This window comes from Thainema salinarum CENA647 (assembly GCF_057732415.1).
This window is the reverse complement of the sequence record NZ_JBYJZJ010000015.1, coordinates 986652-1012605: the sequence shown is the minus strand read 5'-3', so window position 1 is coordinate 1012605 and position 25954 is coordinate 986652. Positions and strand designations below refer to the sequence as shown.

25 protein-coding genes and 2 pseudogenes are annotated in these 25954 nt (G+C 55.6%); 8 read left to right on the top strand and 19 right to left on the bottom strand.

Annotated elements, in window-relative coordinates; genetic code table 11:
- Positions 1-7: 7 nt before the first annotated feature.
- The 3 genes from AC286M_RS06365 to AC286M_RS06355 are packed head-to-tail and all read right to left on the bottom strand — an operon-like array spanning position 8 to position 2541.
- Positions 8-364, bottom strand: coding sequence for a hypothetical protein (locus tag AC286M_RS06365; protein WP_488203573.1), 357 nt, complete (start codon positions 362-364; stop codon positions 8-10).
- Positions 346-1101 (bottom strand): sulfatase-like hydrolase/transferase, encoded by a 756-nt coding sequence (locus AC286M_RS06360; RefSeq protein ID WP_488203572.1) that lies wholly within the window; start codon positions 1099-1101, stop codon positions 346-348. The genes AC286M_RS06365 and AC286M_RS06360 overlap by 19 nt, the downstream gene beginning before the upstream one ends.
- Positions 1102-1116: 15 nt before the next feature.
- Positions 1117-2541 (bottom strand): DUF1254 domain-containing protein, encoded by a 1425-nt coding sequence (locus AC286M_RS06355; RefSeq protein WP_488203571.1) that lies wholly within the window; start codon positions 2539-2541, stop codon positions 1117-1119.
- On the opposite strand from AC286M_RS06355, the gene AC286M_RS06350 reads away from it, so the two are divergent.
- The gene (locus tag AC286M_RS06350) at positions 2540-2941 is read left to right on the top strand and encodes a hypothetical protein (RefSeq protein WP_488203570.1); all 402 of its coding nucleotides are present in this window, start codon (positions 2540-2542) and stop codon (positions 2939-2941) included. The genes AC286M_RS06355 and AC286M_RS06350 overlap by 2 nt on opposite strands.
- Before the next feature lie 62 nt (positions 2942-3003).
- On the opposite strand, the gene istB is transcribed toward AC286M_RS06350, so the two are convergent.
- The 13 genes and pseudogenes from istB to AC286M_RS06285 all read right to left on the bottom strand — a co-directional run bounded on the left by istB (position 3004) and on the right by AC286M_RS06285 (position 14077).
- Entirely contained in the window at positions 3004-3801 is a 798-nt protein-coding gene (gene istB, locus AC286M_RS06345; protein WP_488203569.1) for an IS21-like element helper ATPase IstB, read from the bottom strand.
- A gap of 379 nt (positions 3802-4180) precedes the next feature.
- A pseudogene (istA, locus tag AC286M_RS06340) lies at positions 4181-5242 on the bottom strand (IS21 family transposase); the annotation flags it as partial.
- A 167-nt stretch (positions 5243-5409) separates the two neighbouring features.
- On the bottom strand, positions 5410-6270 hold the full coding sequence (locus tag AC286M_RS06335; RefSeq protein ID WP_488203568.1) for an SMP-30/gluconolactonase/LRE family protein: 861 nt from the start codon (positions 6268-6270) through the stop codon (positions 5410-5412).
- 44 nt (positions 6271-6314) lie between these two features.
- A complete protein-coding gene (locus AC286M_RS06330) occupies positions 6315-6683 on the bottom strand; it encodes a cupin domain-containing protein (RefSeq protein ID WP_488203567.1) in 369 nt (122 codons plus the stop codon).
- Positions 6684-6688: 5 nt separating this feature from the next.
- Entirely contained in the window at positions 6689-7309 is a 621-nt protein-coding gene (locus AC286M_RS06325) for a hypothetical protein (protein WP_488203566.1), read from the bottom strand.
- A 95-nt stretch (positions 7310-7404) separates the two neighbouring features.
- Positions 7405-7725 carry a DUF6515 family protein gene (locus AC286M_RS06320; RefSeq protein ID WP_488203565.1) on the bottom strand — a complete coding sequence of 107 codons (321 nt, stop codon included), beginning with the start codon at positions 7723-7725 and terminating at the stop codon, positions 7405-7407.
- Positions 7726-7728: 3 nt separating this feature from the next.
- Complete coding sequence (locus AC286M_RS06315; RefSeq protein WP_488203564.1) at positions 7729-8517, bottom strand: DUF2092 domain-containing protein; 789 nt, start codon at positions 8515-8517, stop codon at positions 7729-7731.
- 77 nt (positions 8518-8594) lie between these two features.
- Positions 8595-9893 carry an alkaline phosphatase family protein gene (locus AC286M_RS06310; RefSeq protein WP_488203563.1) on the bottom strand — a complete coding sequence of 433 codons (1299 nt, stop codon included), beginning with the start codon at positions 9891-9893 and terminating at the stop codon, positions 8595-8597.
- The gene (locus tag AC286M_RS06305; RefSeq protein ID WP_488203562.1) at positions 9871-10962 is read right to left on the bottom strand and encodes a sulfatase-like hydrolase/transferase; all 1092 of its coding nucleotides are present in this window, start codon (positions 10960-10962) and stop codon (positions 9871-9873) included. Before AC286M_RS06305 ends, AC286M_RS06310 begins: the two co-directional genes overlap by 23 nt.
- 78 nt (positions 10963-11040) lie before the next feature.
- Complete coding sequence (locus tag AC286M_RS06300; RefSeq protein WP_488203561.1) at positions 11041-11427, bottom strand: hypothetical protein; 387 nt, start codon at positions 11425-11427, stop codon at positions 11041-11043.
- Complete coding sequence (locus AC286M_RS06295) at positions 11370-11702, bottom strand: sulfatase-like hydrolase/transferase (RefSeq protein ID WP_488203560.1); 333 nt, start codon at positions 11700-11702, stop codon at positions 11370-11372. Before AC286M_RS06295 ends, AC286M_RS06300 begins: the two co-directional genes overlap by 58 nt.
- A 148-nt stretch (positions 11703-11850) precedes the next feature.
- Positions 11851-13128, bottom strand: a complete 1278-nt coding sequence (locus AC286M_RS06290; protein ID WP_488203559.1) for a porin family protein — start codon at positions 13126-13128, stop codon at positions 11851-11853.
- A gap of 67 nt (positions 13129-13195) precedes the next feature.
- A complete protein-coding gene (locus AC286M_RS06285) occupies positions 13196-14077 on the bottom strand; it encodes a bile acid:sodium symporter family protein (protein ID WP_488203558.1) in 882 nt (293 codons plus the stop codon).
- A gap of 601 nt (positions 14078-14678) precedes the next feature.
- On the opposite strand from AC286M_RS06285, the gene AC286M_RS06280 reads away from it, so the two are divergent.
- From AC286M_RS06280 to AC286M_RS06265, 4 genes are all read left to right on the top strand, one after another.
- Positions 14679-15689 (top strand): helix-turn-helix domain-containing protein, encoded by a 1011-nt coding sequence (locus AC286M_RS06280; protein WP_488203557.1) that lies wholly within the window; start codon positions 14679-14681, stop codon positions 15687-15689.
- Between the two features lie 366 nt (positions 15690-16055).
- Positions 16056-17882 carry a gamma-glutamyltransferase gene (ggt, locus tag AC286M_RS06275; protein WP_488203556.1) on the top strand — a complete coding sequence of 609 codons (1827 nt, stop codon included), beginning with the start codon at positions 16056-16058 and terminating at the stop codon, positions 17880-17882.
- A 100-nt stretch (positions 17883-17982) separates the two neighbouring features.
- Complete coding sequence (locus tag AC286M_RS06270) at positions 17983-19791, top strand: alpha/beta hydrolase family protein (protein WP_488203555.1); 1809 nt, start codon at positions 17983-17985, stop codon at positions 19789-19791.
- A 230-nt stretch (positions 19792-20021) separates the two neighbouring features.
- Entirely contained in the window at positions 20022-20597 is a 576-nt protein-coding gene (locus AC286M_RS06265; RefSeq protein ID WP_488203554.1) for an amidase family protein, read from the top strand.
- Here the strand turns inward: AC286M_RS06265 and AC286M_RS06260 are convergent.
- From AC286M_RS06260 to AC286M_RS06250, 3 genes and pseudogenes are all read right to left on the bottom strand, one after another.
- Positions 20572-21132: pseudogene (locus tag AC286M_RS06260) on the bottom strand (IS630 family transposase); the annotation flags it as partial. The gene AC286M_RS06265 and the pseudogene AC286M_RS06260 sit on opposite strands and share 26 nt — an antisense overlap.
- 22 nt (positions 21133-21154) lie before the next feature.
- The gene (locus AC286M_RS06255; RefSeq protein ID WP_488202941.1) at positions 21155-21526 is read right to left on the bottom strand and encodes a helix-turn-helix domain-containing protein; all 372 of its coding nucleotides are present in this window, start codon (positions 21524-21526) and stop codon (positions 21155-21157) included.
- Positions 21527-21571: 45 nt separating this feature from the next.
- Positions 21572-22087 (bottom strand): CobW family GTP-binding protein, encoded by a 516-nt coding sequence (locus AC286M_RS06250; protein ID WP_488203553.1) that lies wholly within the window; start codon positions 22085-22087, stop codon positions 21572-21574.
- 416 nt (positions 22088-22503) lie between these two features.
- Here AC286M_RS06250 and AC286M_RS06245 point away from each other — a divergent pair, with 416 nt between their 5' ends.
- The 3 genes from AC286M_RS06245 to AC286M_RS06235 are packed head-to-tail and all read left to right on the top strand — an operon-like array spanning position 22504 to position 25933.
- Positions 22504-24087, top strand: a complete 1584-nt coding sequence (locus AC286M_RS06245; RefSeq protein ID WP_488203552.1) for an ABC transporter substrate-binding protein — start codon at positions 22504-22506, stop codon at positions 24085-24087.
- Entirely contained in the window at positions 24078-25073 is a 996-nt protein-coding gene (locus tag AC286M_RS06240) for an ABC transporter permease (RefSeq protein WP_488203551.1), read from the top strand. The genes AC286M_RS06245 and AC286M_RS06240 overlap by 10 nt, the downstream gene beginning before the upstream one ends.
- Entirely contained in the window at positions 25070-25933 is an 864-nt protein-coding gene (locus tag AC286M_RS06235; protein WP_488203550.1) for an ABC transporter permease, read from the top strand. Before AC286M_RS06240 ends, AC286M_RS06235 begins: the two co-directional genes overlap by 4 nt.
- Positions 25934-25954: the final 21 nt, after the last annotated feature.

Here is a 25954-nt window from a genome sequence, read left to right as displayed (position 1 = left end):
TTGGTGGCTAAGATAAACCGCCGGCCCGTCGCTGAGAGAGGGCAATTGCCGATGGCGACGGGACCACTTCGGCCTGGAGACGAAAGCTGTAGTATGAGGGAGCCTGGCCTTGAGCGGGACGTCCTGCTTGGTCATAGTGCGCCTGCTGTTCTACGGTAACCGCTGCAAGCTGGTGCAGTGGCCACTTGTCTGCCAACCGTTGGGCGGCTTGCTGCGCATCGGCGGCACAGGCAAAGGTTTGCTGCCGCAACTGACGGAGCTGCTTTTGGTCTTTGTGAGCCTGCTTATCCAGTTGCTTATCCAGTTGCTTGAGGTCACTCTGACGGCGCTGTTCACTACAGACCACTACCCAGCGTTGCGGCACCCCGACTTGGCATGCATCGGCTGTCCCGGCTCGTCCGTGTCGTAGAACATCACATCGTGGGGGTTGACCAGATTCACCGCCAGGAACCACGGCTGTTGCTGCTGCGCCAGTTCCGAGGCCTTGCCGCGTAGCCAGCTCGCGGCGGCGGCGATCATGCTATCGTGCAGGTAGCCACCCTGGGTGTGCGCGATGATGTCGCCAATCCCAAGGTAATCGGAAAAGCCGTAGGACTCCATCTCCTGGGTGAAGATTTTCGTCGGTGCTTCAAGGGTGTTTTCGGTCTCAAACTCGCGGGTGAGGTGCCATTTGCCCTTGTAGGTGGTGTAGTAGCCAGCCTCGCGGAGATGGTGGCCAAGCGTCTTGATGTCGGACGGCAGGTTGTTGGACCAGGGGAAGTTCGCATTGTCGAACATCCGGGTCTGCTGGATGTGGCGGCCGGTGTAGATCACCGAGCGCGAGGAGGTGCACACGCAGGAGTTGATGCGGTGGTTTTCGAACACGATACCGTTCTGCGCTAGCCGCTCGTGGGCCGGCAGGCGATAGTCTTTGGGGAGTTCATCCGGACGGAAATGGCGCTCCTGATCCGTCAGGATGAATACGATGTTGTAGGGGCCTGCTGCTTGATTATCTTTCACCATGGTTTCTGCCTCCTTGTTGGCTTCTGTCTTGTTAGCTTCTGTTTTTCCTTGACCGTAACGGCTAACGGCCGCTGGCCGAACCGCATCCCATCCGTTCACGACTTGTTCTGCATCTTATTGCCTCACCGCTACGATGTTCTCGAGCTTCCACGTCCGGTCGAAATAGGCCTCGGTCGCACCATAGAAGCGGAAGAACGGAAACCAGCCCTTACCTGGCACCGTCCGGATCCAGTTCCCCTTTTCCTTGGGTTCTTGGGGGCCGAAGAAGATGTCAATGGAGCCATCCGCGTTGACCAGAGGTTTGGTGTAGCTGCTGACTGAGGGGAACGGCTGCCCGTTCTGCAACATCGATCGGCTGAGGGTGTCGTACACGACGACCGACCAGAAATTCTTCGCGGGGATGTCGGGCAGGATGTGCAAACGATAGTTCTGGGTACCGTCGAGGTAGTTGCCGTTGGCGTCACGATAGGTCCAGAGGTATTGCGAACCCTGACCGACAATCTTCTCCATCAGTGCAGGCGAGTTGCCCCAGGCCATGTAATAGACGTAGTTCTTGGCATCGACCTGCGGGACGCCGTCTTTCTCGAACGTGTAAGTCATGCCACTCGGCACACCCTCCCAGTTCCGATCCGGATAGAAGGGGCCGGATCGCGATGCGTAGGTGTTGGCTCTTGCCATGGCTCCGCCCAACTGCGCCGCCTCGGACAACAGCGCTTTCGTCCGGGCATCCGGTTGGAAAGGCTTGCCTTTCTCGATACCGATGGCCTGCATCATCGAACGTTCCAGAGGGCCGAAAATCTCCAGCGGCTCCTCGTTGACCAGCATGGCGAGCAGCTCGAAATAACGGAAGTTGTCCGGGAACACCGCGTCGATGTCCTTGCCGGACCCGTTCATGAACTCCATTGCGGGCTGAGCCGCAGCCTTGTCGAGCGGATAAATCTTGATCTGCTTCATCAGGCTCACGGCCTGATCGGTTTTGCCCTCAACTTGGAAGCCCCGCAAAGCCAAGGACACAGAGTAGGTGGGGGACTGCACGGCGAAATATCCCTCTGGTGCGCTGCCCTTGAAGCCGGGCGGCAGGACGACGTATTTTCCGCCCTTGCCCTGGTCTTTGCCCAGCGGTCCAATGTCCGCGAGGTAGCGCTGTAAACCGTCCGACAGAAAGCCAAGCATCCGGGGCGGTGCCTCGACCACCGTGGGCCCGTCGATGTGTAGTGCGAGATGGCTCACGGCGTAGACAGTCTCAGTGTTTCCCGTCAGCAGCACCGTCTTGGCATCCATTAGGTTTTCCCAAATCACCACCTGCGTCGGCTTGGTCGAGCCGAACGCCCGCATGGCTTCGCGCCACCCGATCTCGCTCACTGGCATCATCTGCGCAAGGTAGACCTCAACCGCCCGGTTGAGCACCTGCAAATCGCGCAGGCGCTGCGCGGTGTCGTCGGTGGGGTAGCCGTTCTTAAACTCGAACTCGCCGACGCGAGTCTTCAGCGCTTCGGTGTTGAGCCAACCGTGTGGCTCCGCTCCGTTCTGCACATCCATGATTTCTCTCCTTCCTTACGGCTTGTTAGTCGAGGCCCTGATCCGCACGGGCAATCCAGCGACTGAATTGCCAAGTACTCCCCTGCTTGACCACTGTGAATTCGTAATGGCCCGTCAACACTATGGATGGCAAACCTCCGTCCTGGCTTGTAACCAAAAGGACATAGATTTGCCCCTTGGCCTCGTTATCCGTTTGACGGCTAAATGTATGGGTGTTCAGGAAATGTCGGCGTTGTATCTTCCCCACCTGGAACGCTTTCACCCGTTCAGTCATGACCGCTGTCACCTGGGCCATCCCATCGGCAACCACCTTGTCTCCGCTCATGTTATCAAATGTCAAGCTTTTGGCGTGACGCGACAGCTAGATAGGCGAATCCGTCAGTTGAACCGTTGCCGATGAATAACGGAATGAATAATCGATCATAGCTGTCACGACAGCTATGATCGCTGACCAAATGAGGATTAAGCCTGAGATGAAGCGTGAGCGGAGCGCGTCGCGGCCGACCGTTTGCGATAGCTATCGGCCTGCATTTCAACAATCAGAGCATGATGAACCAGCCGGTCGACAGCGGCAACGGTCATCATGGTGTCGGCAAAGACAGCGTCCCACTGACTGAAGGGCTGGTTCGCGGTAATGAGCAGACTACGCCGCTCATAGCGATGAGCAATCAACTCAAAGAGGACAGAAGTTTCGGCTTCTGACTTTTTGACATAGCCGAGATCATCAATCACCAGCAAGTCAAAGCGGTCGAGTTTCTTGAGCAAAGCGGGCAGTTGCAGTTGTAATTTAGCCTGCTGCAACTGCTGAACCAAGGTGGTTGCGGCAAAGAACTTAGCCCGCTTGCCCAGTTCCACAATGGCGCGAGCGATCGCAGTTGCTAGATGGGTTTTACCCACGCCAGAGGGGCCAAAGATCAAACAGTTTTCGGCTCGCTCCAACCAGCGGGTGTCGGTGGTCAGTTGCATCAAAGGAGCCGGATTGAGCTGGGGAAGATGGTCCCACTCAAAGTTGGAAACCGTTTTGGCCGGGGGCAGTTGGGCCTCTTGTAGGGCGCGTTGGAGGCGCAGGCTCCAGCGCCGCTCCACCTCCAATTCGCACAGTGCCAGCAAGAATTGAGCGTAAGACCACTGGTCTTGCATGGCTTGATGTTCGAGGCTTTCCCAATGCTGGAGCATGTGAGAAAGCCGCAGTTGTTTGAGGTGCAGACTCAGGCTCTGGTAAGGACTGATCGGTGGCGTCGGCTCGGAGGAGTTGGTCATAGTCTTGGAGGTTATGTTGTTGCACCTGGATGTTCGGCAGGACGGACTCGCTCAGGAGTTGAAAGTGTTGACGCAGCGCGCTCAGCGTTACTGTGCCAGCGGCTAATTGCGCGTCTAGATACTGAGCCACTGCCGCTTCTCGGTTTTGCGTAGCCGCAATGTAGAGTGCTTCAACCATTAACCGAGCGGCAGAATCGCGGTCAAAAGACGTCTCCAGTTGGTGCCATAGAGAGCGATAGTGGTCATTGGGCAATAAGTCGTGCTGCCATGTGCAGTAGAGGAAGGCGCGGGGTTTGCGCCTGAGACCTTCGATAACATGGCGATAGTTGACGCACCGGGCGCGCCGTTTATCGTTGGCCGTCACGCGCACCCGTGGCAGTTCCACCACCAACTGGCGCTCCAGGTAGCCACAGATGCGGTCATGATACAGATGCAGTTCGAGCTGACGACCAATTAACCGGGAGGGCACCGTGTAGAGGATGCAGCGCACGTCAATGGTGCTGCGCGTGCTCACGCGGGCGGTGAGGACTTCATAATCAGCCACCCGATGATTGGGCAGGGGCTGTAAATGCTTCTGCTCTTCGGTAAACTTGGCTTGGTGCTGCTGATTGAGCTTATCAACCGAAGCCGCAATGAACGCTTGATAGGCGGCCACATTCTCAAAGTCATGGCTGCCCCGCAGATACAACGCTTGGGTGATGCGGTTTTTCAGATGGCCATGCGGAGACTCAATCGCGCCATTCTCGTGAGCAATCCCTTTGTTATTGCGCGTCGGTTCTAGACGGTAGTGGTGGCACAGGTCATCATACAGGCGAGTCAACGGTTTGCGACCTGTGCCACCGGTATTGCGATAGGCGGCGCTCAGGCTATCGGTGCGATGCTCTTTGGGGGCTCCACCACTGGCAAACAGCGCATTCTGCAACCCTTCCGATAAAGCGATAAAGCTCTCGCCCCCTTGAATCACTTGGGCATAGCGCCAACCGCTATAGGCCAAGCGGTAGTGGTAGAGCAGATGCTCAAACGGTTGACCGTTAATCGTAATCTCAACGCCTTTGAGTTCCGTGAAGTCGGAGATGCCCATCACCCCAGGCTCGTGGCGTAGTTCAAACATCACTTCCGGTGCTTCACCATACAATGCTTTCCACGTTTTCACTCGCCGTTGCAGGGTGCGCAGCACTTGCGGATATTGACCCGGATAGCGCTCTTGTAAGTACTCGAACAACGTCATTGGCTTCAGTCTTGGCTCACGCCGCAACATCGGTTCCAATTCGTCTTCCCATACCCCAGCTAACGGGTCGGCGCTGGTGCGCCAATCCCGCAAGCGACCTCGATTGGGTTGATGCGTCCCTGCTTCAATTCGTTGACCGGTTCGGTCTGAAAAGTCGGCAATCGCAGCTGCATCACTCTGCGTTAGGCCGAGCTCTCGCGCTTTCTTATACACTTTGATTTGATAACTTTGAATAGTTTGTTTGGGCACTGGTGGCTTCCCCACATTCTTGGGAGATGCCTCTAGTGTCTTTTTCTATGACGACAACTGGAACAGGTGATAAAAAATGGTGCTCTCTACCCGGCTGTGTAACTGTCGTCGGCAGGTCTCACCCGCCTATGTCATTGTCGTCTAATAACAGCCACCTCCACCACCTGGTAGCTAGCGCTGGGGTGTTGGTGAATTTCCGCCGGATCGTGGGAGCCGGAGGTGCAGATGAAGAGGTGCTTGCGCTCTGGCCCACCCAGCATCACTGCATAGGCATGGGTATCGACTCGAATGCGATCGGTAATCTCGCCCCCAGCAACGACCCGCACCACACTGTCTTCGCCCTCGGGGTTGGCACACCACACGCCCCCTTCAGCATCAAGACAGATGCCATCGGGGCCAACGGTGGGGGACAACTGCGCCCACACATGGCGGTTGCGGAGGGAGCCATCTGGCTGAATGTCAAAAGCGGTGAGGCGCTGGCCGAGGGTTTCACCGACAATGAGCGTGCTCCCGTCCGGCGTAATCACCATGCCATTGGGGAAGGACAGGTTGTCGGCCACTACCGAGGCCTGGCCATCGGGAGTGACCAGGGCGATCACGCAGGTATCGACGGGTTTCGCCGTGGGATCCACAAAGTCATAGCCGATATCCCCCACGTAGAGGCGACCCTGGGCATCCACAATGCCATCGCTCAGGCAGAATGTGGTGAGGGTGCTGAGGTCGGCCAAGGGCTCCAGAGTCGTGCCCTCCACCCGGTAAATCTGGCGCTGAAACGCATCGCCCACGATCATCGTGCCATCGGGGGTAAACCCAAAGGCATTGGGCAAAAAGGGCAAATCCACCGCCGTGGTCACCGTGCCAGCCAGATCCACCGTTTTGATGCGCTTGTCGTGGATGTCGAGGAACCACAGCTTGTCGTTATACCAACGGGGGCTTTCGGTGAACTTGAGGCCCGTGGTCGCCGCCGCCAGGGTCTTAGGTTGGTAGGTCATAGGAATTTCCTCCAGGTTTTTGTGATCAACACCTGGTAAAGGTGTCAGGCATTGGGCCGATTGACGAAGGCCAGCCGGAGGTCGGTAATTGCTCGTGTCACGTGGCCTTTGCCAGTGAGGTCGTTGCAGAACAGTACCTCGCCGGAGTGAAATCGTCGGGCTTCGCCATCGCTGGTGGCGACTTCACCTTCACCCGATAGGACGATGACCACATAGGGTTGGGGGGCATTGTGGGCGGGGGCTTCCGTTCCGGCTGGAAACGCGATCGCGCACATGGTAGTAACGACCCCAAAGTCGCTCATCTGCCCAGGGGGGTTGGGCGGGGGGCCCACGGCTAATTCCTGTTCGGGAAGGTCAGAAATGCCAAAGTGGGTCTCGCCCTGGTCGTCGGCATAGATCATCGAAAATTGCATGGTGGCTATCCTCCTGGGTGCAGGTTATGGGTATTCCCAGGGCTGGCTGGGGTCGGGCGGCGTTGGCTGAGCAGGTAGCCCAGGGCTCCGGGTAGGGCCAGCAGGGTGATTAAGATCGTGGTCGAAACACTCAGGCGACTGGAGAGGGTGCGGGCGGGGTCTAGCCCATCGACAATGAAGCGCCCGGTGACGATCAGGGCATAGAGGCTGACGGTGACAGCGCTGAGGCTAGAGATAAAGTCTTTCAGGGTGGGCAGGTGGGCCTGGGGAATGCGGCGACCCAGCAGCACTCCAGAAATGAGCCCGGCCAGGGCCTGGCCTACCACCATAATCAGGCGCAGGGATAAATCAATCGGCTCTTTTTCGGCGGCTAAATGCCCAGCCATAATGCCGCCCAGGCCAATGAGCATGCCTGCGATCGCCCCGACCCCAATCCACCAGTACAGAGGCTTGACGATGTAGGCGCAGGCCACAATCAAACTGGCCAACCCCAGGGAACTCGCCACGGCAGCAGCCCCCAGGGGCAACTGGGTGAGAATCACCAGGATGAGCGCCACGCCGACTGCGGTACCCGCCAGCAGCAGCAGCGATTGTTTAGGACCAGAGATTTTGGGGTAGTTTTGCATGGGTGCGATCGCTCCTAACAGGCTTTGTCTGACTGGTGAGAATATTGAGGGTGCGGGATACGACCACCGGAATGGTGGCTGGAGAAATCAGTCACCTAGTCCACATACACCACGACGTACTGATTGCCGTAGGGCTCGTAATAGGTGCCGCCGCAAGAGTAAAGACTGACCCCTTCGATGATCACGGTGGAACAGTTTCCCGGCAGGCTGGCGACGTAAATAGTCGATCGCCGAATTACTCGCCGGGTGGTGCGTCGGGCGGTTCCGGCAACACTGACGGGGGTGGCGGGTCTACCCACCACGGCGGCGGCCCGCTGGGTCACCAGGCCGCTGTTAAACAGCCCATCGGCCACGGTGCCCGCCGCCAGCAGGGCGACGGTGCTCAAAATGATGAATTTGATCGGTTGCAGTTGCATGATTTATTGAGCCTCTTGATAATCTTCGAGTTCGCTGGGGGGCAGGGCTTCCAGCAGCGTGGCTCCCGCTGGCGGGGTGAAGGTAAAGCGATCGCGGGCCAGCTGCGGGCTGGTGTTCCAGTCGCGCAGGCGAATGGAATATTCCGGCGCACCCGTCACCCACTTGGTGGTGATCACATACTTCATGGGCAGGGGGATGTCGCCCGTCTGCACCCAGAGCTGCCAGTCCACATCAGCTTCGCGGAAAGCTAAGTGATGCACTTCTACGCCATCGATGTAGGCAGTGCCCAGGTAGGTGCTGCTCTCCACCCCATCCGATAGCACCGCGAAAGGATCGGCAAACATCAGATCCGCCCCCGGAAAGGGCAGGCCCGTCTCGGCTTCCATGGTGCGGATGGCATCGTCGATGGTACCGCTGAGGGGAATCTCGGCATAGGCATTAATCCGCCGCCCAAACAGGGTAATCTGGCCGCCGTCAAAGAAAATTTCGGCATCGGCCAATGGCCCCCGCCGCTGGATAAACAACCCCGTGGGCCGCTGCATCATCAGGGTGGCATAGCTGCTGAATTGCAGCTTTTGCCCCGTGCGGGCGATGATTTCAAAATCAATGTCGGCGTTGACGCTAAAGGCTTCAGTGTCAGCCAGGTAGTCTGACATAAATTGCAGGACTTCGGTCGCGTTGGGGTCGAGGTCCTGGGCTTCGGCAGGCGCGATCTCACCCACGCTCAGAACCATACCGAGGGCCAGACATCCCCCGCCGACTTGCTGTAGAAAATGAGAGTTGTTCATCATAGTTCTCGCTAAAGAAAGATGGTTTTGGCGTTTTAGATCTCGGAGTTCTTTAAGAACTCCGAGATCTAGAGAAAACCCTACTGCCGCGCCATCGCCACCTTCATGGCGTGCTCCGCATCGGGAATCAGGTCACCGGAAATGTCCAGCGTCACCCGCTTCAACGTCCCCGTGAAGGCAAAGGCATCGGCATACTCCTTAGGGGCAACGCGATCGCCGCCGTCATAGCCGCAGGTCAGGCCCTCGGTGCCGAACATATGCGGCACGCTGTGGGGCATTTGCACCGCTCCCACGAGGGTGTCATTGATGTAGATCTGCCCCAGGGCGGGCACCCCCTTACCCACCGCAAAGTTAGGTTTACCTGTCGGCTCAAACTCGTAGCGCAAGGTCACTTCGCCCACGGGCACCGGGATGTTCGAGGCCAGGTCAAAGCGATCGCGGCCCAGATAGTTGTAGATAAATCGCAGCTTCCCCCTCTGAATAAAGAACACGTAGCCGCCAAGCCTGCCGCCTTGGGCCAGCAACACCCCCTTGGCACCCGCTGCCGGAATGACCACGTCAGCGGTAATGCTGAAGGGACGGTTGTACAACTTGGGCGCGGCGGCAAAGGGAATTGGTCCCCCGTTGGGGTAGTAGACAAACTGCTGGCGCGGTCTGACAGGGGTGGAGCGGGGGGGGTTAAGGCGCTCCAGAACGCTGCCGTCGATGGGCAGCACCTGATACTTGCCCGCCTCGGCCCACCAGCGACCGATCATTGCCATCAGCTTGTCGCGGTGGGTCGCCGCCAGGTTGCGGGTTTCGGAGTAGTCCTGGTCAACGTGGTATAGCTCCCAGGGGTGAGTTTCCAGATCCAGTAGCACCGGGTGGTCAATCGGGGAACCCAACTGCCGACCCTGGGCGGCGGCCTCAGTACAGCTCGGCCCCGGCCAGGGGCACACCGCCCGCCCGCCGTCATGGTAGATGGCCCGGTGGCCGAGCATTTCAAAGTACTGGGTATGGTGATGGGTGGGCAGTTCGGACTGGTTAAAGGTGTGGGCAAAGCTGACCCCATCGATCGGGGCCTGGGTGACGCCCCGCAGGGTGCGGGGTGCTTCCAGGCCAATCGCCTCTAGCACTGTGGGCACCAGGTCGATAACGTGGGCATAGTGCGATCGCATCTCCCCCCTGGCCTGAATGCCCGCTGGCCAGTGGACGATGCAGGGAGCGGTGGTGCCGCCCCGGTAGGTCTCCCGTTTCCAACGACGGAAGGGGGTATTGCCCGCATTGGCCCAGCCCCAGGCGTAGTGGTTGTAGTCATCTTTGCCGCCCAGGCGCTCTACCGTCTTGAGGTTTGCCGCCCAATCCTCCGCCACGTTGTTAAAGAACAATATTTCGTTCACCGCCCCCTCCGGCTCCGCCCTCGGAGCCAGCCCCGTTGTCAGAGATCACCATGGTCAGGGTGTTATCCAGTTCACCAATCTCTTCTAGAAAGGTGAGAATGCGGCCAAAGTGATAGTCGGTATGCTCTATAAACCCGGCATAGACCTCCATCATGCGGGCATAGAGACGCTTTTCGGCCTCGGGCAGGCTGTCCCACAGGGGCACATCCGGGTCGGGGGCCGATAGCTGGGTGTCGGGGGGAATGACGCCCAGTGCTAACTGCCGCTGGTGGACAAGGTTGCGATACTCGTCCCAGCCCATGTCGAACTGGCCCCTGTACTTGTCCGCCCATTCTTTTGGCACATGGTGGGGGGCATGGCCCGCCCCGGTGGCGTAGTAGAGGAAAAAGGGTTTCTCTGGCGCGTTGACGTGGGCATCCTGGATGAACCGAATGGCTTTGTCGGCCAAGTCAACGTTCAGGTGGTAGCCGTCCTCTGGCTGAGAAGGTTGCTCTACGGTGTGGTTATCGTAGGTGAGTTCCGGGTACCACTGGTTGGTGTCGCCGCCCAAAAAGCCGTAGTAGCGCTCAAACCCGCGCCCCAGGGGCCAGCGATCATAAGGCCCAGCAGCCGTGCCGTGCTCCGGCAGGGTGAGGTGCCACTTGCCCACGCAGAAGGTGTTGTAGCCCTGCTGTACGAGCATTTCGCTCAGCATCCCCTTATCAAAAGGCAACATGCCGTTGTCGCCGGGGTAACCTGTGGCAGTTTCGGTAATGGAGGCCAGCCCCAGAGTGTGGTGGTTGCGCCCGGTGAGCAGACAGCCTCGCGAGGGCGAGCACAGGGCGGTGGTGTGCATGTTGGTGTAGCGCAGACCGTTGTTCGCCAGTCGCTCCAGATTGGGGGTGTTGACCAGACCGCCAAAGCTGGCAAGCTGCCCGTAACCCACGTCATCCAGTACAAAAAACAGCACGTTGGGGGCACCCTCTGGGGCACGGGGCAGCTCAGGCCAGGCGGAAGCCGATTCCTCTGTGGTGCGGCCAATGGTGCCCGTAAAGGGAGCGCCGTCGGGGTAAATCTTGAGGTCACCCATAGATTCAACTCCAGATGAAAAGGGGTATAGCTTAAGGAGCTGGGCGGAGGGTGAGTACCCATCAACGCTTTTGCGAAGTCATAGCCCCCCGATTGCCGAGGCAATGGCAGCGCAGGAATCGGAGGGCTGGAGCGCCTCTACTGCCGCGCCATCGCTACCCGTAGCCGCTCGTCGGGTAGAAATCAGGTGGTCGTGGTCATCTTTGCCCACATCCAACTGCACCCAGTGGATTTTGCCCGTGAACTTGCTGCTGTGGGCACTGTAGTCGGGGGTGACGGGGGTACCTGATTCATAGCCGATGTCGGTGGTTTCATCCGCCGAGAAAATCATCGGCTGGGTGGCTTCTACCCATCCGGTACCCACGGGCTGACACCCAGGAGCGTCGGTGGCGGTTTCGGTGATGTTGCTCATGCCGACGGAGTGGTGGTTGCACCCGGTGAGCAGCGCCTGCCGGGTGGGGCACAAAGGGCAGTGGTGTGGAAGTGGGTGTACTTCAGCCCTTGTCCGGCGAGTTTTTCAAAGGTGGGGGTGTAGCAGGGGCCGCCAAAGGCGCTAGAGGCCCCAAAGCCCACGTCGTCGAGCAGTACCACCAGAACGTTGGGAGCACCCGCTGGCGGACGGATATCCTGAATCGGGGGATATTTCGTATCGGGGTCTTTGGCGTCGTAGGTGGTAATGCCAAAGTGGGTTTGGTCAGGGATGGGGAGAATCTGCCGTTGAACAGCGTCGTGGGAGGCCATAACCGATAGTCCTTTGTTAATTCAGGTTGTGAAAAAGGGGCACGAAAATGGTGATGCAGTCTATGGGTTTGCCATGGGAATGGGTGATGCGATGGTCAAAGACTGGCCCTCAGGGGCCATCACATCACCCATCCGAAAGCCCCGCCGCCTAGAAGCGGAAGCCGATGTTGAGGTAGGGGCCGCTCTGGTTGACGTCTAGGTCGATCTGGTCGGTGTTGTAGTCGAGGAAGCTAAAGCGATACCCAGCCCCCAAGGTGGTGTCGCCCGAGAACATCCAATTAATCCCACCCTGGATGCCGTACTGCATCAGGCCACTGATGCCAAATCCAGAGATACCGCCTGCCCCAATCACCGCTAATTTAGGGTTGACATTCCACCGCACCCGTCCGCCGATCAGCGGCGATACGATGGTTCGACTACTGTCAAACTGTCCCTCTCCACCCAGATTGGTGCTCAGATCCAGCTCAGTGTTGATGCTGATTAAACTCAGGCCGCCCGATACATCAAATACAAACGGTCCTAGGTCGTACTCTGAACGAATGCCCTCAGGGTTCACCCGCGCTGGATCATAAAAGCGATAGCTGGCCGCTAGATCGCCCCGCCAGAGTTGGGTATCTAAGTTGGCATTTACCTCGGTGGGAACAAAGGCCGCAGCTCCTGGAATCCGCACATCCCTGGTCACAGTGCTCCCACTGGATAGGGAAACGTAGTCTAAATTGGCTAAAATCCCCACGTTGTAGTTCGGCGTCCAGGCCTCAAACCCGCTAAAAAACACAAAGTTTAGGCTGTCTCGCAGTGTTGCGATAATCTCACTGGGGCTAAAGTCAAAATCTCGGGATGGATCGGTGAAATCTCCCACAAAATTGTTCCTGAAGCTTTCACCTTGAAAGGTCACTGAACCCGAAATATTGAAGGGCACATAGATGTAGGGCACAGCCAAAAAGTGCCACTGATTTGACGGTGATGATTCCGATGGCATTTGCACCATGTCGAGGGACTGGGCGAGAGGTTTTTGGAACCCGCTCTCGCTGGCTAAGGGTACCTCGATCGGTTGCAGGTCGTTGCTGCTGGTAGATGCTGATAGCAGCAATAGAGCCTCATCCTCGGCCCTGTCACTATTCTCAGGACTCACGTTGGCACGAGTATCGGTTGGCTCAACGACGGTGATTTCTGGGGGTTGAGGCGACTGGTTCGAGTCTGTTGCATCTGCGGCGGGTACGACGGCTTCAGGCTCACCGACCTCGGCCATGATTTCGGGCACACTTTCCAGAGCCATCTCTGGTAGTGGTGCTTCCCTCGTTAAAGTGGAGGGTTGCCCCTCGACATCTCCTAACGGGGTCAGGGGATCGGCCTTAGCCTGAGTGGTCAGCAGTAGCGCGATCACCATCGTCGTGCCTAAACTGATCAAACCTAACGGGTATTTCATCAGAATCCTCACTTAGTGCTCAATTATAGAAATGTGTTAGTTACCGTCCCTGGTGCAAACGCCAGGGCTAGACTCCCGGCGCATCTTGAGGGTGTGCGCTCCGAGATAACTGCTTTGGGTAGAGGTTGGTGTAGACCTTTCCGGCGATCGCCGACACCACCGCATAGGCGGCAATGGTGACCAGCACTTCCTGGGCCACTGTCGGAAAGTTGAGGGTGATGAGCGCCAGGGCCAGCCCCGCATTGCGCGAACCATTGGCGATCGCTAACGTCTGCCGCTGCACGGGGTCAGTCCCGCCCAGGTAGTGGCCCGCCAGCAGCCCTGCCGCCGCCATGAGCATCACTGCAAAAATCGGTAGAGGCCCCGCCTTGAGCACCAGCGACAGCCCCATCACCACGACTAACAACACCACACCGATGAGCATCATGCTGCTGATGCGGTTAAGAGGTTCATTTAGATCTTCGGCCAGGTCGGGCACCCATTGGGCGATCGCTGCCCCCGCTAACAGCGGGATGCCCTGCACCATCATCACCTGCTTAAATACCACCGCCAGCGGTGCTGCCGCCACTGTGGGGTACAGCGCCGAAATAATGCCAAACCACAGGGGCACCAGCACAATTGACAGTAGCGCCATCGTCGCCTGAAAACTTCCCGCTAGCTCCGCATCCCCTGGCCCTTTCAGCATCTTGCGGTAAATCACCGGCGCACCCGGAATCACCGCCATCGCCGCAATGCCTGCCCGCACCTCAAAGGGCAGAGGTAGCACCTTGGTCACCACCATCGCCGCCAGAGGGACTACTACAAATGCTGCCAAAAGACACCGTGCCAGCAGCGATGGCCGACGCCACAGGCGGCCCATGCCCGCAAACCCCAGCACCATACCCATCGACAGCATCATGGCAAACACCGTGATCTGGGCAAAGCTACTGAGCAATTCTTTTAAGTCCATGGGTAAATCCTCTTCTTAATCATGATTACTAAATCAACACAGGCTTTAAATATTAGAAAAAAGTTCTTTAAACTCAATATTTGAAACAAAATGTTCATCCCGAAATTGACTAACAGCAGGGCTAGCTAATCGATCAAAAACCAGATTTTCTTAATATTTGAATCGCAACTTTGTTAGTTTTGAATTTGCAAAGCTACCAAAAGAATTGTCCAGATTCCGCCTTTGATTTGGGCACTCACCCACGCCAAAATCATCAGCAAATCACCCCATGACTGCCCTGCTGGCAAGACATATAAACTTCCTCAAGATCTATGCCTAAGCTGGCTCAGGCCGATTACCTGACCTCAGAACGGGCTTGATTAGCCAATCTGATACCGATCGCACCCACTGGAAAACCGAACTCGAGTCGGTAAAGGCTAGCTCTTAAAAAGCTTGTCTTGCTCTTTACTTTTTAGTGATAACACCAGAAAATTTCGTTTTCTAGTCATTTCATGCCAAAACCGCAAAGAATCATCAAAGTTCTGATATTCTATTTTCAGGGAAATTTACCAACGTAACGTTAGAACCGTGTTACTTAACCCCATTTGCCCTCTGAGTCTCAATGAAAACAATTCCCCTGATCAGAGTCTGTCTCTTGCTGCCCATAGTTGATTTTCTCAATCAAACGGGTGCGCCGACCAATCGCCTGCTAGAGCAAGTTAGCCTGTCTCCTGCAACTTTAGATCATCCAGACGGTCTGATGACGCTCTATCAAGGGGCCGCCCTCGCCGAAAGTGCTGCCGCCCTAGAGGGTCTGGAGACCTTGGGCTTCATCATTGGGAAGCAGACCCCAGCCCACAAGTTGGGCACCCTGGGCAAAATTTTGCAAAACTCCCTCACTCTGTTTGACCTGCTGACGACCATTGAACAGACGGTGAGCTTGGTCAATTCAGGACAACACGTTAATCTGCGGTGGGTCGGCGACTCGGTTTGGTGGCAATTTCACTGCGATAACCCCGGCCAGGGCAGTAACCTGCAAAATCATCGCTATGACCTGGGTCTTTACCTCAATGCCCTGCGTCAGGTGCTGGGGCCAACCTGGCGGCCCACCGAGTTACATCTAGAGGGGCTGCCCTGCCGAGCCTTGCTGACGATGGATGACTTTGTTGGCACCACGATTCACTTTCTGAGTCCCTACAACGCCATCAAAATTCCTCGTTCTGCCCTCAGCTTACCCTACAACCCCACTGCCAGTGGCGATGATCCCAACACTTCTCCAGACTACGCCGTCTTTCGGCAAACGGCCCCAGCCCACATGTTCTTCGACTCGTTACAGCAGCTCGTGCAATCGCTGCTGCCTTACGGTTGCCCCCATATCACTCTGGTGGCTGCTACTGCTGGGCTGAGTGTACGGTCGCTGCAACGACACCTAGCTGAGGCAGGGCTGACCTATTCAAAACTGGTGGATCAGGTGCGGTTTAAGCGAGCCGTGGCACTGCTGCAACAACCGGATGTCAAATTGCTGGAGATTGCCGTTGAGCTGGGTTACACCGATCCCGCCAATTTTGCCCGTTCCTTCAAACGTTGGACTGGAGTCTCGCCGCGCGAATATCGGTTACGCTCTCTGCATTAGGCTTATCTTGGGAAGCGCAGCCAAAATCGGAGAAAGCTGACTCGATGCACAGCTATCACTCCCTTCGATTCCAAAATCTCCTATCGCCTCAATCACAAACCCCAAAACTCACTTATTTCACATAGTTTTGGAGGGTGAAATAAGCGGGGGAAAGCCTGACAATAATCGTTGCCATATCCGAAATTGACCCACTAGAGATTAGAAGTTCAGTGCCGCGATCTCACTTTCCACCTGCTCCTCTCCAACCTCTAGATAGGGAATAGGCGTGCAAGATTTTGGACGAGACGGTTATGGGATTAACTAACCACGCGTTTTTTTCGGAGAAGATGTCATACTGAAGCATCTTGCTACCGTTTCTAAAGTCGTATGAAATCTCGTGTCTTCCGCGCTAGCCATCAGCACTTGCTTCGGATGAGCTTAGCCATTGGCATCTGTTGCTTGCTCTTCGTGACGTTCTTGTGGAGTACTGCTGTGCGATCGCAACCGCGTTCCGTTGCTGTGGGCACGGGTGGAGCGGTCGCGAGCGTGGATGAAAGAGCGACCCAAATTGGAATTGATATCTTACGTAAGGGCGGCAATGCCGTTGATGCGGCGATCGCAACAGCGGCGGTGCTGGGCGTTACCGAACCCTTTTCAGCAGGCATCGGCGGCGGCGGATTTATGCTGATCTACCAGCCTGACCGTGACAGGGTTATTACCCTAGATGGTCGAGAAGAAGCGCCTGCGGCAGTGGCTCCAGATCTGTTTCGAGATCTAGAGAGTCCCACAGGGGAAGCGCTGCCTTTCTTCCCCAATCGAGTCACCAGCGGGCTGGCCGTTGGCGTTCCTGGCACACCCCTCAATTGGGCCACTGCGCTCAGTCGCTATGGAACTCAATCCTTAGCCACCGTCTTACAACCCGCCATTGATTTAGCCGAAGCTGGCTTTACGGTGGATGAAACCTTTGCCAGCCAAATTCGTGCCAATCAGGAGCGCTTTGCAGCGTTTACCAGTACACAGCAGCTTTATTTGCCCAACGATGAGGTGCCCGCAGTCGGCAGTACCTTTCGGAACCCGGATCTTGCGCAGACTTACCGTCGTTTAGCAGAGGACGGTGTCAATGTATTTTATCGTGGGGAGATTAGCCAAGCCATTGCTCAAACAGTACAGGCACCCCCTGTGGTTGCCAACCCACCCTTTCCCGTTTGGCCCGGCTACCTGAGCGAATCCGATCTAGATCGCTATCAGGTGCGGGTGCGGCCTGCTCTGGCCAGCCAATATCGCGGTTATCGCCTGTATGGCATGGGGTTACCCAGCAGTGGCGGGTTTACCGTTGCGCAGACGTTGAATCTGCTGGAAGGGGCTGATTTAAGCTCAATGGAACCTGCAACAGCCTGGCACCAGATTATTGAAGCAGAACGCTTGGCGTTTAGCGATCGCAATGCCTATCTCGGAGATCCGGAGTATGTTGATGTGCCATTGGTGGGTCTTCTCAGTCCAGCCTATGCAACGGCTCGTCGCGCAGCCATGCCAGAGCAGGCTCCCGCAGATGAAGCTAACTATCTAGCCAGTCCGGGCAATCCGCTGCCGTACCAGCAAGATCCAAGCCCCAGTTTGACAACGTTTCCGGCACTTCCCCAGGTGGCTGAACCCAAAGGGCAATCCACCACGCATCTGACGGTTGTTGATGGCGATGGCATGATAGTGTCTTACACGTTCACGCTGGAATCCATTGGTGGCTCAGGGATTGTGGTACCTGGCTACGGGTTTATTCTCAACAACGAGTTGACCGACTTTGATATCGACATCCCGCATCCCAATGTGCCAGAACCGGGTAAGCGACCCCGCAGCAGTATGGCTCCAACGCTTGTCTTTGCGCCCGATGGCAGTGCGATCGCATTTGGCTCACCGGGTGGCTCGACGATCATCACGACGGTTTTGGGTATTGCAGTCAATTTAATTGATTTTGATTTGCCGTTAGAACAGGCGATTGCTGCTCCGCGGCTGTCGCAGCGCAATAGCGGCGTGACGTGGGTTGAACCCGGTTTTGCAGAAACCACTCTTGGCCAAGCGCTACAAGCGGCGGGACATCAGTTCCAGATTACGCCCGAGATCGGTGCAGCTACAGGTGTCTATGTCGCTCCAGATCATACGCTTACTGCAGTGGCAGAACCAATCCGGCGCGGTGGCGGCAGCGCGATGACGGTACGGTAGCCCCCAAAGGAATGAGAATACGATATTGTCCTGTCAAGTGGATTGATAGCGGTGCTATCGTTGAAATGCTTTTAATGCTGACTCCGGCAGGAGCAATCGGATGAACGTCCCCAAAACCTATACGATTGAAGAGTTTCTAGGCACAACCAACTATGTAGGTGCATCATTTTCTCTGGATCAGCGCAACCTGTTGGTCAGTAGTGACCGCTCCGGAATCTACAATGCCTATCGTCTCAGCATCCATGACGGCAGCACGATTCAGCTAACCCACTCATCCACCGATTCAATTTTTGCAATTTCTTACTTCCCAGCAGATGAGCGCTTTTTATATCAAAGCGATCGCGGTGGCAACGAACTGAGTCATATTTATGTGCAAGCACCTGACGGTACCGTAACTGATCTGACTCCCGGTGAAAACTTGAAGGCGGTGTTCCTGGGGTGGGCTAAGGATGATCAGTCTTGGTTTATTGGGACGAATGAGCGAGATTCGCGCTTTTTTGATGTCTATGAGTACAATGCTGCGTCCTATCAACGGCAGCTCATATATGAAAACAATCAGGGACTGGACTTTGAAGACATCACCCCAGATCGTCGCACTATTGCCTTCGCAAAACATGACACCAACGCGAATAGCGATATTTATTTGTATGATTGCCACACTGGCCAACTCAACAATATTACGGCTCACGACGGCGATATTCATCATCGACCCGCTGGATTCAGTCCCGATGGTCAGTTCTTGTATTACCTCACCGATCACAACAGCGAGTTTTTGTATTTGATGCGCTACAACTTGGCCAGCGGTAGCCATCAACAGCTCTTGTCGGCAGGCTGGGATATTAGCAACATGTTTTTATCCAAGCACGGCAAATATTTGGTGCTGAGTATTAATAATGATGCCCGGACTGAACTCCGAATATATGATGCAGTCAGCCTTTCACCTGTTGAGCTACCTCAGTTGCCCAATGCTGAAATTAGCTCGGTTGCGATCGCACCAACTGAAGATCGGATGGCGTTTTATGCCAGTAGCAGCAATATGCCTCGCGATCTCTTTGTCTACGACTTCAATGGTGACGCACCAATCCGGCTAACTCATTCGCTCAATCCCAATATCGATCCCAACGATTTAGTTGAAGGCAACGTGGTTCGTTTTGCCTCCTATGATGACTTGGAGATTCCTGGCATTCTCTATCTGCCGCATCAGGCCAGTGAATCGGTTCAAGTTCCGGCTTTAGTCTGGGTACATGGAGGTCCTGGCGGACAAAGCCGAGTGGGCTATTCTGCTCTGATTCAATATCTGGTTAATCATGGCTATGCCATTTATGCCATCAATAACCGCGGTAGTTCTGGCTACGGCAAGACGTTCTACCACCTGGACGATCGCAAGCATGGTGAAGCGGATCTGGACGATGTGGTAGAAAGTAAACAAATGCTGATTGAGACAGGTCTGATCCATCCTCAGCGCATTGGCATCATCGGCGGTAGCTATGGTGGCTATATGGTGCTGGCAGCGCTGGCGTTCCGGCCTGAAGTATTCGATGTTGGGGTCGATATCTTTGGCGTGTCCAACTGGGTACGGACGCTGCAAAGTATTCCGCCGTGGTGGGAGTCTCGTCGCAAAGCCCTTGAACTGGAAATGGGTGACTTCGATGACGAGGAATTTTTAAGAGCCAAGTCGCCGCTGTTTCACACAGAGCACATTGTCAAGCCGCTGATGGTCTTGCAGGGAGCGAATGACCCGCGCGTGCTGCAAATCGAATCGGATGAAATTGTAGAGGCGGTTAGGGCTCGTGATATCCCAGTCGAGTACATCGTCTTTGAGGACGAAGGCCACGGGTTTGTGAAAAAGGAGAACCAGGCTCGTGGCTACAAGGCCATTCTCGACTTTGTGAAAACCTATCTGAAGTAAAGCAAAAGCACCCTTTGATGTTGAAGCGATGTTGAAGCCAATTGCGCCACTAAGTCAGTAATAGCAACTTATCCTCATCAAGCAGATATCAGCTTAGTATTTAGACAATCACGCTACAAAAAATACGTTGACATTACAGTATGGTCAGCAAAAGCCCTTAGATTTCTATTAGAAAAATAATGTCTTGTAATACCTTAACGCGGAGCATCTCCGTGGCAGCTTTTGGTGCCATGGGAACGCTTGTTCCCGGCGAAGCCATCGCAGCCACATTTACCAGCAAAATTGATGTCGTTGGCTTGACCGTTCAGGATATTCAACTCGGATTTGAGTCCGGCTTGTTTACATCTGCCGATCTCACTGAGTCGTTTCTGGCTCGAATCGAGACCTACGAACCGACCTATAATGCTTTTACAGCCTTTAACCCAGATGCGATCGCAACAGCTCAGCTTCTGGATCTGGAGTATCAAACCAGTGGCCCCCGCTCTCCTCTACATGGGGTACCAATTGTCATCAAAGATGCGGTCGATATTGCAGGGTTTCCCACAACGGCTGGCTACTCCGGCTTTATCAGCGAAGCAGGCGGAGTTGACTTGATCCCCGAAACGAGTGCGCCAATCGTCACCTCTCTCATAGAAGCAGGAGCCGTCATTCTGGGTAAAACCAACCTACCTGAATTCTCAGCAGACGGGACTCGGGCCAATAGTAGCTACTTCGGGCCGACGTACAACGCTTACGACATCACCCTTGCACCCGGTGCAAGTATAGCGGTGTGCAGATTGATTAAGCACAGTAGCACCCGTGGGTGAACCAGTGACGCACATCTTCTAAGGTGATCAGAGAAAGCCCCTGAGCGATCGCCTCATGCAAGGCTTGCGGAGTTCGTGCCTCAACGGCTCTCAAATACCCTTTCAACTTTGACCACAGGTTTTCAATCGGATTGAAATCTGGGGAATAAGGAGCCAGATAAATCACTCGTGCCCCCACGGCCTCAATGGCTTGCCTGACGCCGTCCACTTTATGGGCAGGCAAATTATCCATCACCACGACCGCTCCCGGCCATAGGAGTGGACAGAGAAGCGTTTCGATGAACCACAAAAACACATCGCCTGTCGTGCCACCCGTAAAGCTGAGGCCCTCAAGGAACCCAGCCTTGAGGCTCATGGCACCGAGGATCGTGAGGTTTTTGCCACGGCCTTTCGGTTGCTGGGCATAGGCCCGTTGACCTCGTTGAGCGCGCGCATACAGCAACACCATGGCCAAGTTAACTCCCGTTTCGTCAAGAAACACCAAATCTTCGACGGCTACATTCCGAATGCTTTGCCAGTAGTCATAGCGTTGCTGCTGTTTTGCTTCGCTATAGACCTCACTGGCCTTGAGACTTTTTTTTTCGCGTGATGCCCAGTTTGCTGAGGGTGCGACTGATGGTGCTACCGCTCACCTGGATGCCGGTTCGGGCGGCTAAGCGCTCAGCCAGTTGGGCCAACGTGGCATCATTATCCGCTTCTACTAGCTCCCGTAACACCTCATGGTGACTGGCTTGAAGCGTGGGTTGAGGACCGCCGACATAGGGTTTGGGGGCGATGCTTCCGGTAGCTCGATACTGTTTCACAAGCAGACGGACGCTATCTTGACTCACTTGAAAGCGCTTGGCTAATTGTCGAATGGATCCTTCACCTTGCTCGTAAAGGGTGACGATACGGTGACGTAAATCAGCGGAGTGGGGACGCATAGGCATGACCAAAGCAGTACAAACGAGCGTACTGCATAATTTTGCAAACCGCTATAAATCCGCTAGTTCGGTCTCACTGACCAAATCTGTCTTGTTTAACAAAATGACATCGGCAAAAGCAATCTGCTCTTGAGCCTCGTCTGCATCCCAGTGGTCATGGATGTGCTTCGCATCAACCACCGTCACCACCGCATCCAGGTTTAGCTGACCCTGCATATCTTCGTCTACAAAAAAAGTTTGGATGACAGGGGCTGGGTCGGCTAGCCCAGTGGTTTCAATCACCAAATGGTCAAACTTGTCGCGCCGTCGCATCAAATTGCCAATAATGCGGATTAAGTCACCCCGAACCGTGCAGCAAATGCAGCCGTTATTCATCTCAAAGATTTCTTCATCGGCATCGATCACGAGCTGATTGTCGATACCCACTTCTCCAAACTCGTTGACGATGACCGCCACCTTTTTACCGTGTTCGTGGGTGAGGATGCGGTTCAGCAAAGTCGTTTTACCAGCTCCCAAATAGCCCGTAAGAACGGTCACTGGCACCATATCGATTGCTGTGTTGACCATAGTGAATTGCCCGACCCAATGAAAATGATTATTATTCTCAAATAATACTGCATTCTAATTTTCTAGCAACCCTTTGCAGTTGGTCAGTGAATAACCCAGTAAAGGCAGCGGGTGAATTGCGAACAACTCACATCTTGCACTCAAACCCGAAGAGGTTATTTTGCCGCCGCGACACGGCGGCAAAATAACCCTTCTGGGTCTTTGGTTTGCAAGGTGCAAGATGTGAGAACAAGAGAAAAATTTAGATTTTCTACCACTCGCTATCCCTCCCCCCTGGATTGTTTTCGTGGAAGGGGCAGTGTTAGCCTCCAACTCTAGGCGCTTGAGTCTAGAGCAATGGCCTATCGGTTTTACAGGTAATGCATCAGCTTATAAAAGTTTCTAGCTGGCCCATTGGCCTTTTATTGATCGGACAGATGTTAGTCGGGTGCGGTTCTGGCTCCACAGAATCAACTGACACCTCAGAATCAGCGGCGGCTCCCGCCCAAACTGGCTCGACTGAGCAGATTGTGCTAGCGATCGGCGGCGAAAGCGAGGAGGGTTACGACCCGACTCTGGGTTGGGGACGCTATGGTTCTCCCCTCTTCCAAAGTACGTTGCTGAAGCGAGATGAAGATCTCAACATCGTCAATGACTTAGCGACGGACTACACGGTCAGCGAGGATGGTTTGACCTGGACGGTGACCATTCGCGGTGATGCTGTCTTCTCCGATGGTGAACCCCTGACGGCAACCGATGTCGCTTACACCTTCAACCAGGCGGCAGAAAGTGGTGGTCTGACGGACGTAACCGTGCTAGACGAGGCAGTCGCTGTAGATGACACCACAGTTGAACTGCGCCTGAAGGAACCCCAGAGCACCTTCGTTAACCGTCTGATCACGTTGGGCATTGTACCGGAGCACGCTCACGGGCCGGACTATGCCCGCAACCCGATTGGCTCTGGCCCTTATCAGATGGTGCAGTGGAATGAAGGGCAGCAGCTAATTGTAGAGGCCAATCCCAACTACTACGGCGAAGCTCCTGGCATCGAACGACTGGTCTTTCTATTCGTTGAAGAGGATGCCGCGTTTGCCGCTGCCAAAGCGGGTCAGGCCCAAGTAGCCAGCGTTCCCCAAGCATTAGCGGTGCAGAGCATCGACGGCATGACCTTGTACGATGTCACCAGCGTCGATAATCGGGGTCTGATGTTTCCTTATGTTCCCGCAACTGGCGAGACGACGCCCAATGGCGATCCCATCGGTAATAACGTGACGGCAGATCTAGCGATTCGGCAGGCGGTCAATTACGCCATTGATCGTGAAGCCCTGGTCGATGGCGTTCTAGAAGGCTATGGCTCCGTCGCCTACGGCCCCGTCACTGGGCTGGCCTGGGAAGAACCCAGTGCCGATATTGAAGATGCCCAGCCGGAAAAGGCTCAGGAAATCTTGGCCGCAGGGGGCTGGGCCGATAGCGATGGGGATGGGGTTCTGGAAAAAGGCGGTTTGAAGGCCGAATTTACGATTCTCTATCCGGCCAGCGATAGCACTCGTCAAGCCCTGGCCCTGGCAACGGCGGAAATGCTTAAGCCGATTGGCATTCAGGCCAACGTCGAGGGCAAAAGCTGGGATGAAATTGGACCAGCTATGCACAGCAACGTGGTGGTGTTCGGCTGGGGCAGCCACGACCAGACGGAAATCTACAACCTCTACCACAGCCAGTCGGCCCAAGGGGATTTCAATAACGCCGGGTACTATGCCAACCAAGCTATTGACGAGACGCTCGACCTAGCGATGGGAGCATCCTCGGAAGCAGAAGCGATCGCATTTTGGAAAGCGGCCCAGTGGGATGGACAAACAGGGTTTACCGCTAAGGGTGATGCAGCCTGGGCTTGGCTAGTGAATCTAGACCACACCTACTTCGTCAGCGACTGTCTCGACATCGGCCAACCCCAGGTCGAACCCCACGGCCACGGCTGGCCAATCACTGCCAATATCGCTGAGTGGGAGTGGACATGCAATTAAAGCCCGTTCTCACGTTTGCCGCCCATAAGCTGCTGCGGCTGTTGCTGCTGTTGCTGGCAGTGGCGACATTTACCTTTGTGCTGCTGAGCCTGTCGCCGATCGATCCGGTGCAGGCATATATCGGTGCTGACATGATACAGATTAGCCCAGAGCAGCGGCAGCTAATTGCCGAACGCTGGGGTCTGGATCAGCCAATGATTGTGCGCTTTTGGGACTGGCTGGGACAGTTGGCACAGGGCAATTGGGGAACCTCGATGGTTTTTAATCAGCCCGTAGGAGAGGTGATCGCCAGCCGCTTTTGGGTATCGCTACAGATGCTTGCGATCGCATGGCTGCTCTCCGGCCTGCTCGGTCTGGGATTGGGCATTCTAGCGGGGGCACTGGCAGGCACCTGGATTGACCGAGTGATTCGGCTCTACGCCTATACTCTGGCCTCATCGCCCACCTTCTGGGTGGCGCTACTGCTGCTCATCATCTTCTCCGTCTCGCTGAAGGTTACGCCCATCTGCTGTGCCGCGCCGCCTGGTGTGCTGGCAGCGGATATTACCTTCTGGCAGCACCTCCACCACCTGTTGCTGCCTGCGATCGCTCTTAGTATTATCGGCATCGCCAACATTGCTCTGCATACCCGCCAGAAGCTGATTGACGTGCTGCACAGTGACTACATCCTATTTGCCCGCGCTCAGGGAGAAAGCCTCTGGGGTGTCGTGCGTCACCACGGCTTTCGCAACCTGATTCTGCCCGCTCTAACGCTGCAGTTCGCCTCCCTGAGTGAGCTGTTCGGCGGTTCCGTCTTAGTCGAGCAGGTGTTCGCCTATCCCGGACTAGGGGAAGCCACGGTGCAAGCTGCCTTACGAAGCGATGTGCCGCTGCTGGTGGGCATCGTGTTCTTCAGCGCCATCTTCGTCTACACCGGCAACACCCTGGCGGATCTGGCCTATCCCATCGTCGATCCCCGCATTCGCTTAGGAGGCTGGCAGTCATGACGGTTACGGCGACTAAGATTGCAGCTCCGAGTCAAAAACTGGGGAATAATCGACGGCAGCGAACTCTCTGGGGGATTACCCTCTGTGCTTTATTTCTACTGGCAGTTATCTTTAGCCCCTGGGTCATCGGCAACGACGGCCTCAGTTCCATCCTCACTCAGCGTAATCAGCCGCCGTCCCTGGCTCACCCCTTTGGCACAGACTGGTTGGGCCGAGACATGCTCAGCCGTTCTCTGCACGGCATGTCGTTGAGCTTGCGAATCGGACTGCTAGCTGCTGGCATCAGTGCCTTGATTGGCACTGGATTAGGGTTAGTCGCTGGCACTCTAGGTGGCTGGGTTGATGCCGTCATTACCTGGATTATCGATGTATTCTTCAGCCTGCCTCACCTGGTGCTGCTGATTCTGATTGCCTTTGCCATGGGCGGCGGCACCACTGGGGTAATCGTTGCCGTTGCTCTTACCCATTGGACAAGCTTGGCTCGCGTGATTCGCGCCGAAGTGCTACAGGTCAACAGCTCCGACTACGTCCACCTCTCCCGCCGCTTTGGCCAATCTTCCCTTTGGATTGCCCGCCACCACATGGTGCCCCACGTCATCCCGCAACTGCTGGTGGGGCTGATTCTGCTGTTTCCCCACGCCATTCTGCACGAGGCAGCTCTGTCATTTATCGGCATTGGCCTATCGCCCCATATTCCCGCCATCGGTATCATTCTGGCTGAATCCATGCGCCATCTTTCTACTGGCTACTGGTGGCTCGGCGTCATGCCGGGACTGCTGCTGTTGCTCTCGGTTAAGGCTTTTGACTGGCTGGGGGAAAACGTGCGGAATTTGCTTGATCCGAAGACAAGTCAGGGATAGAAAAACTGCACTATCATATTT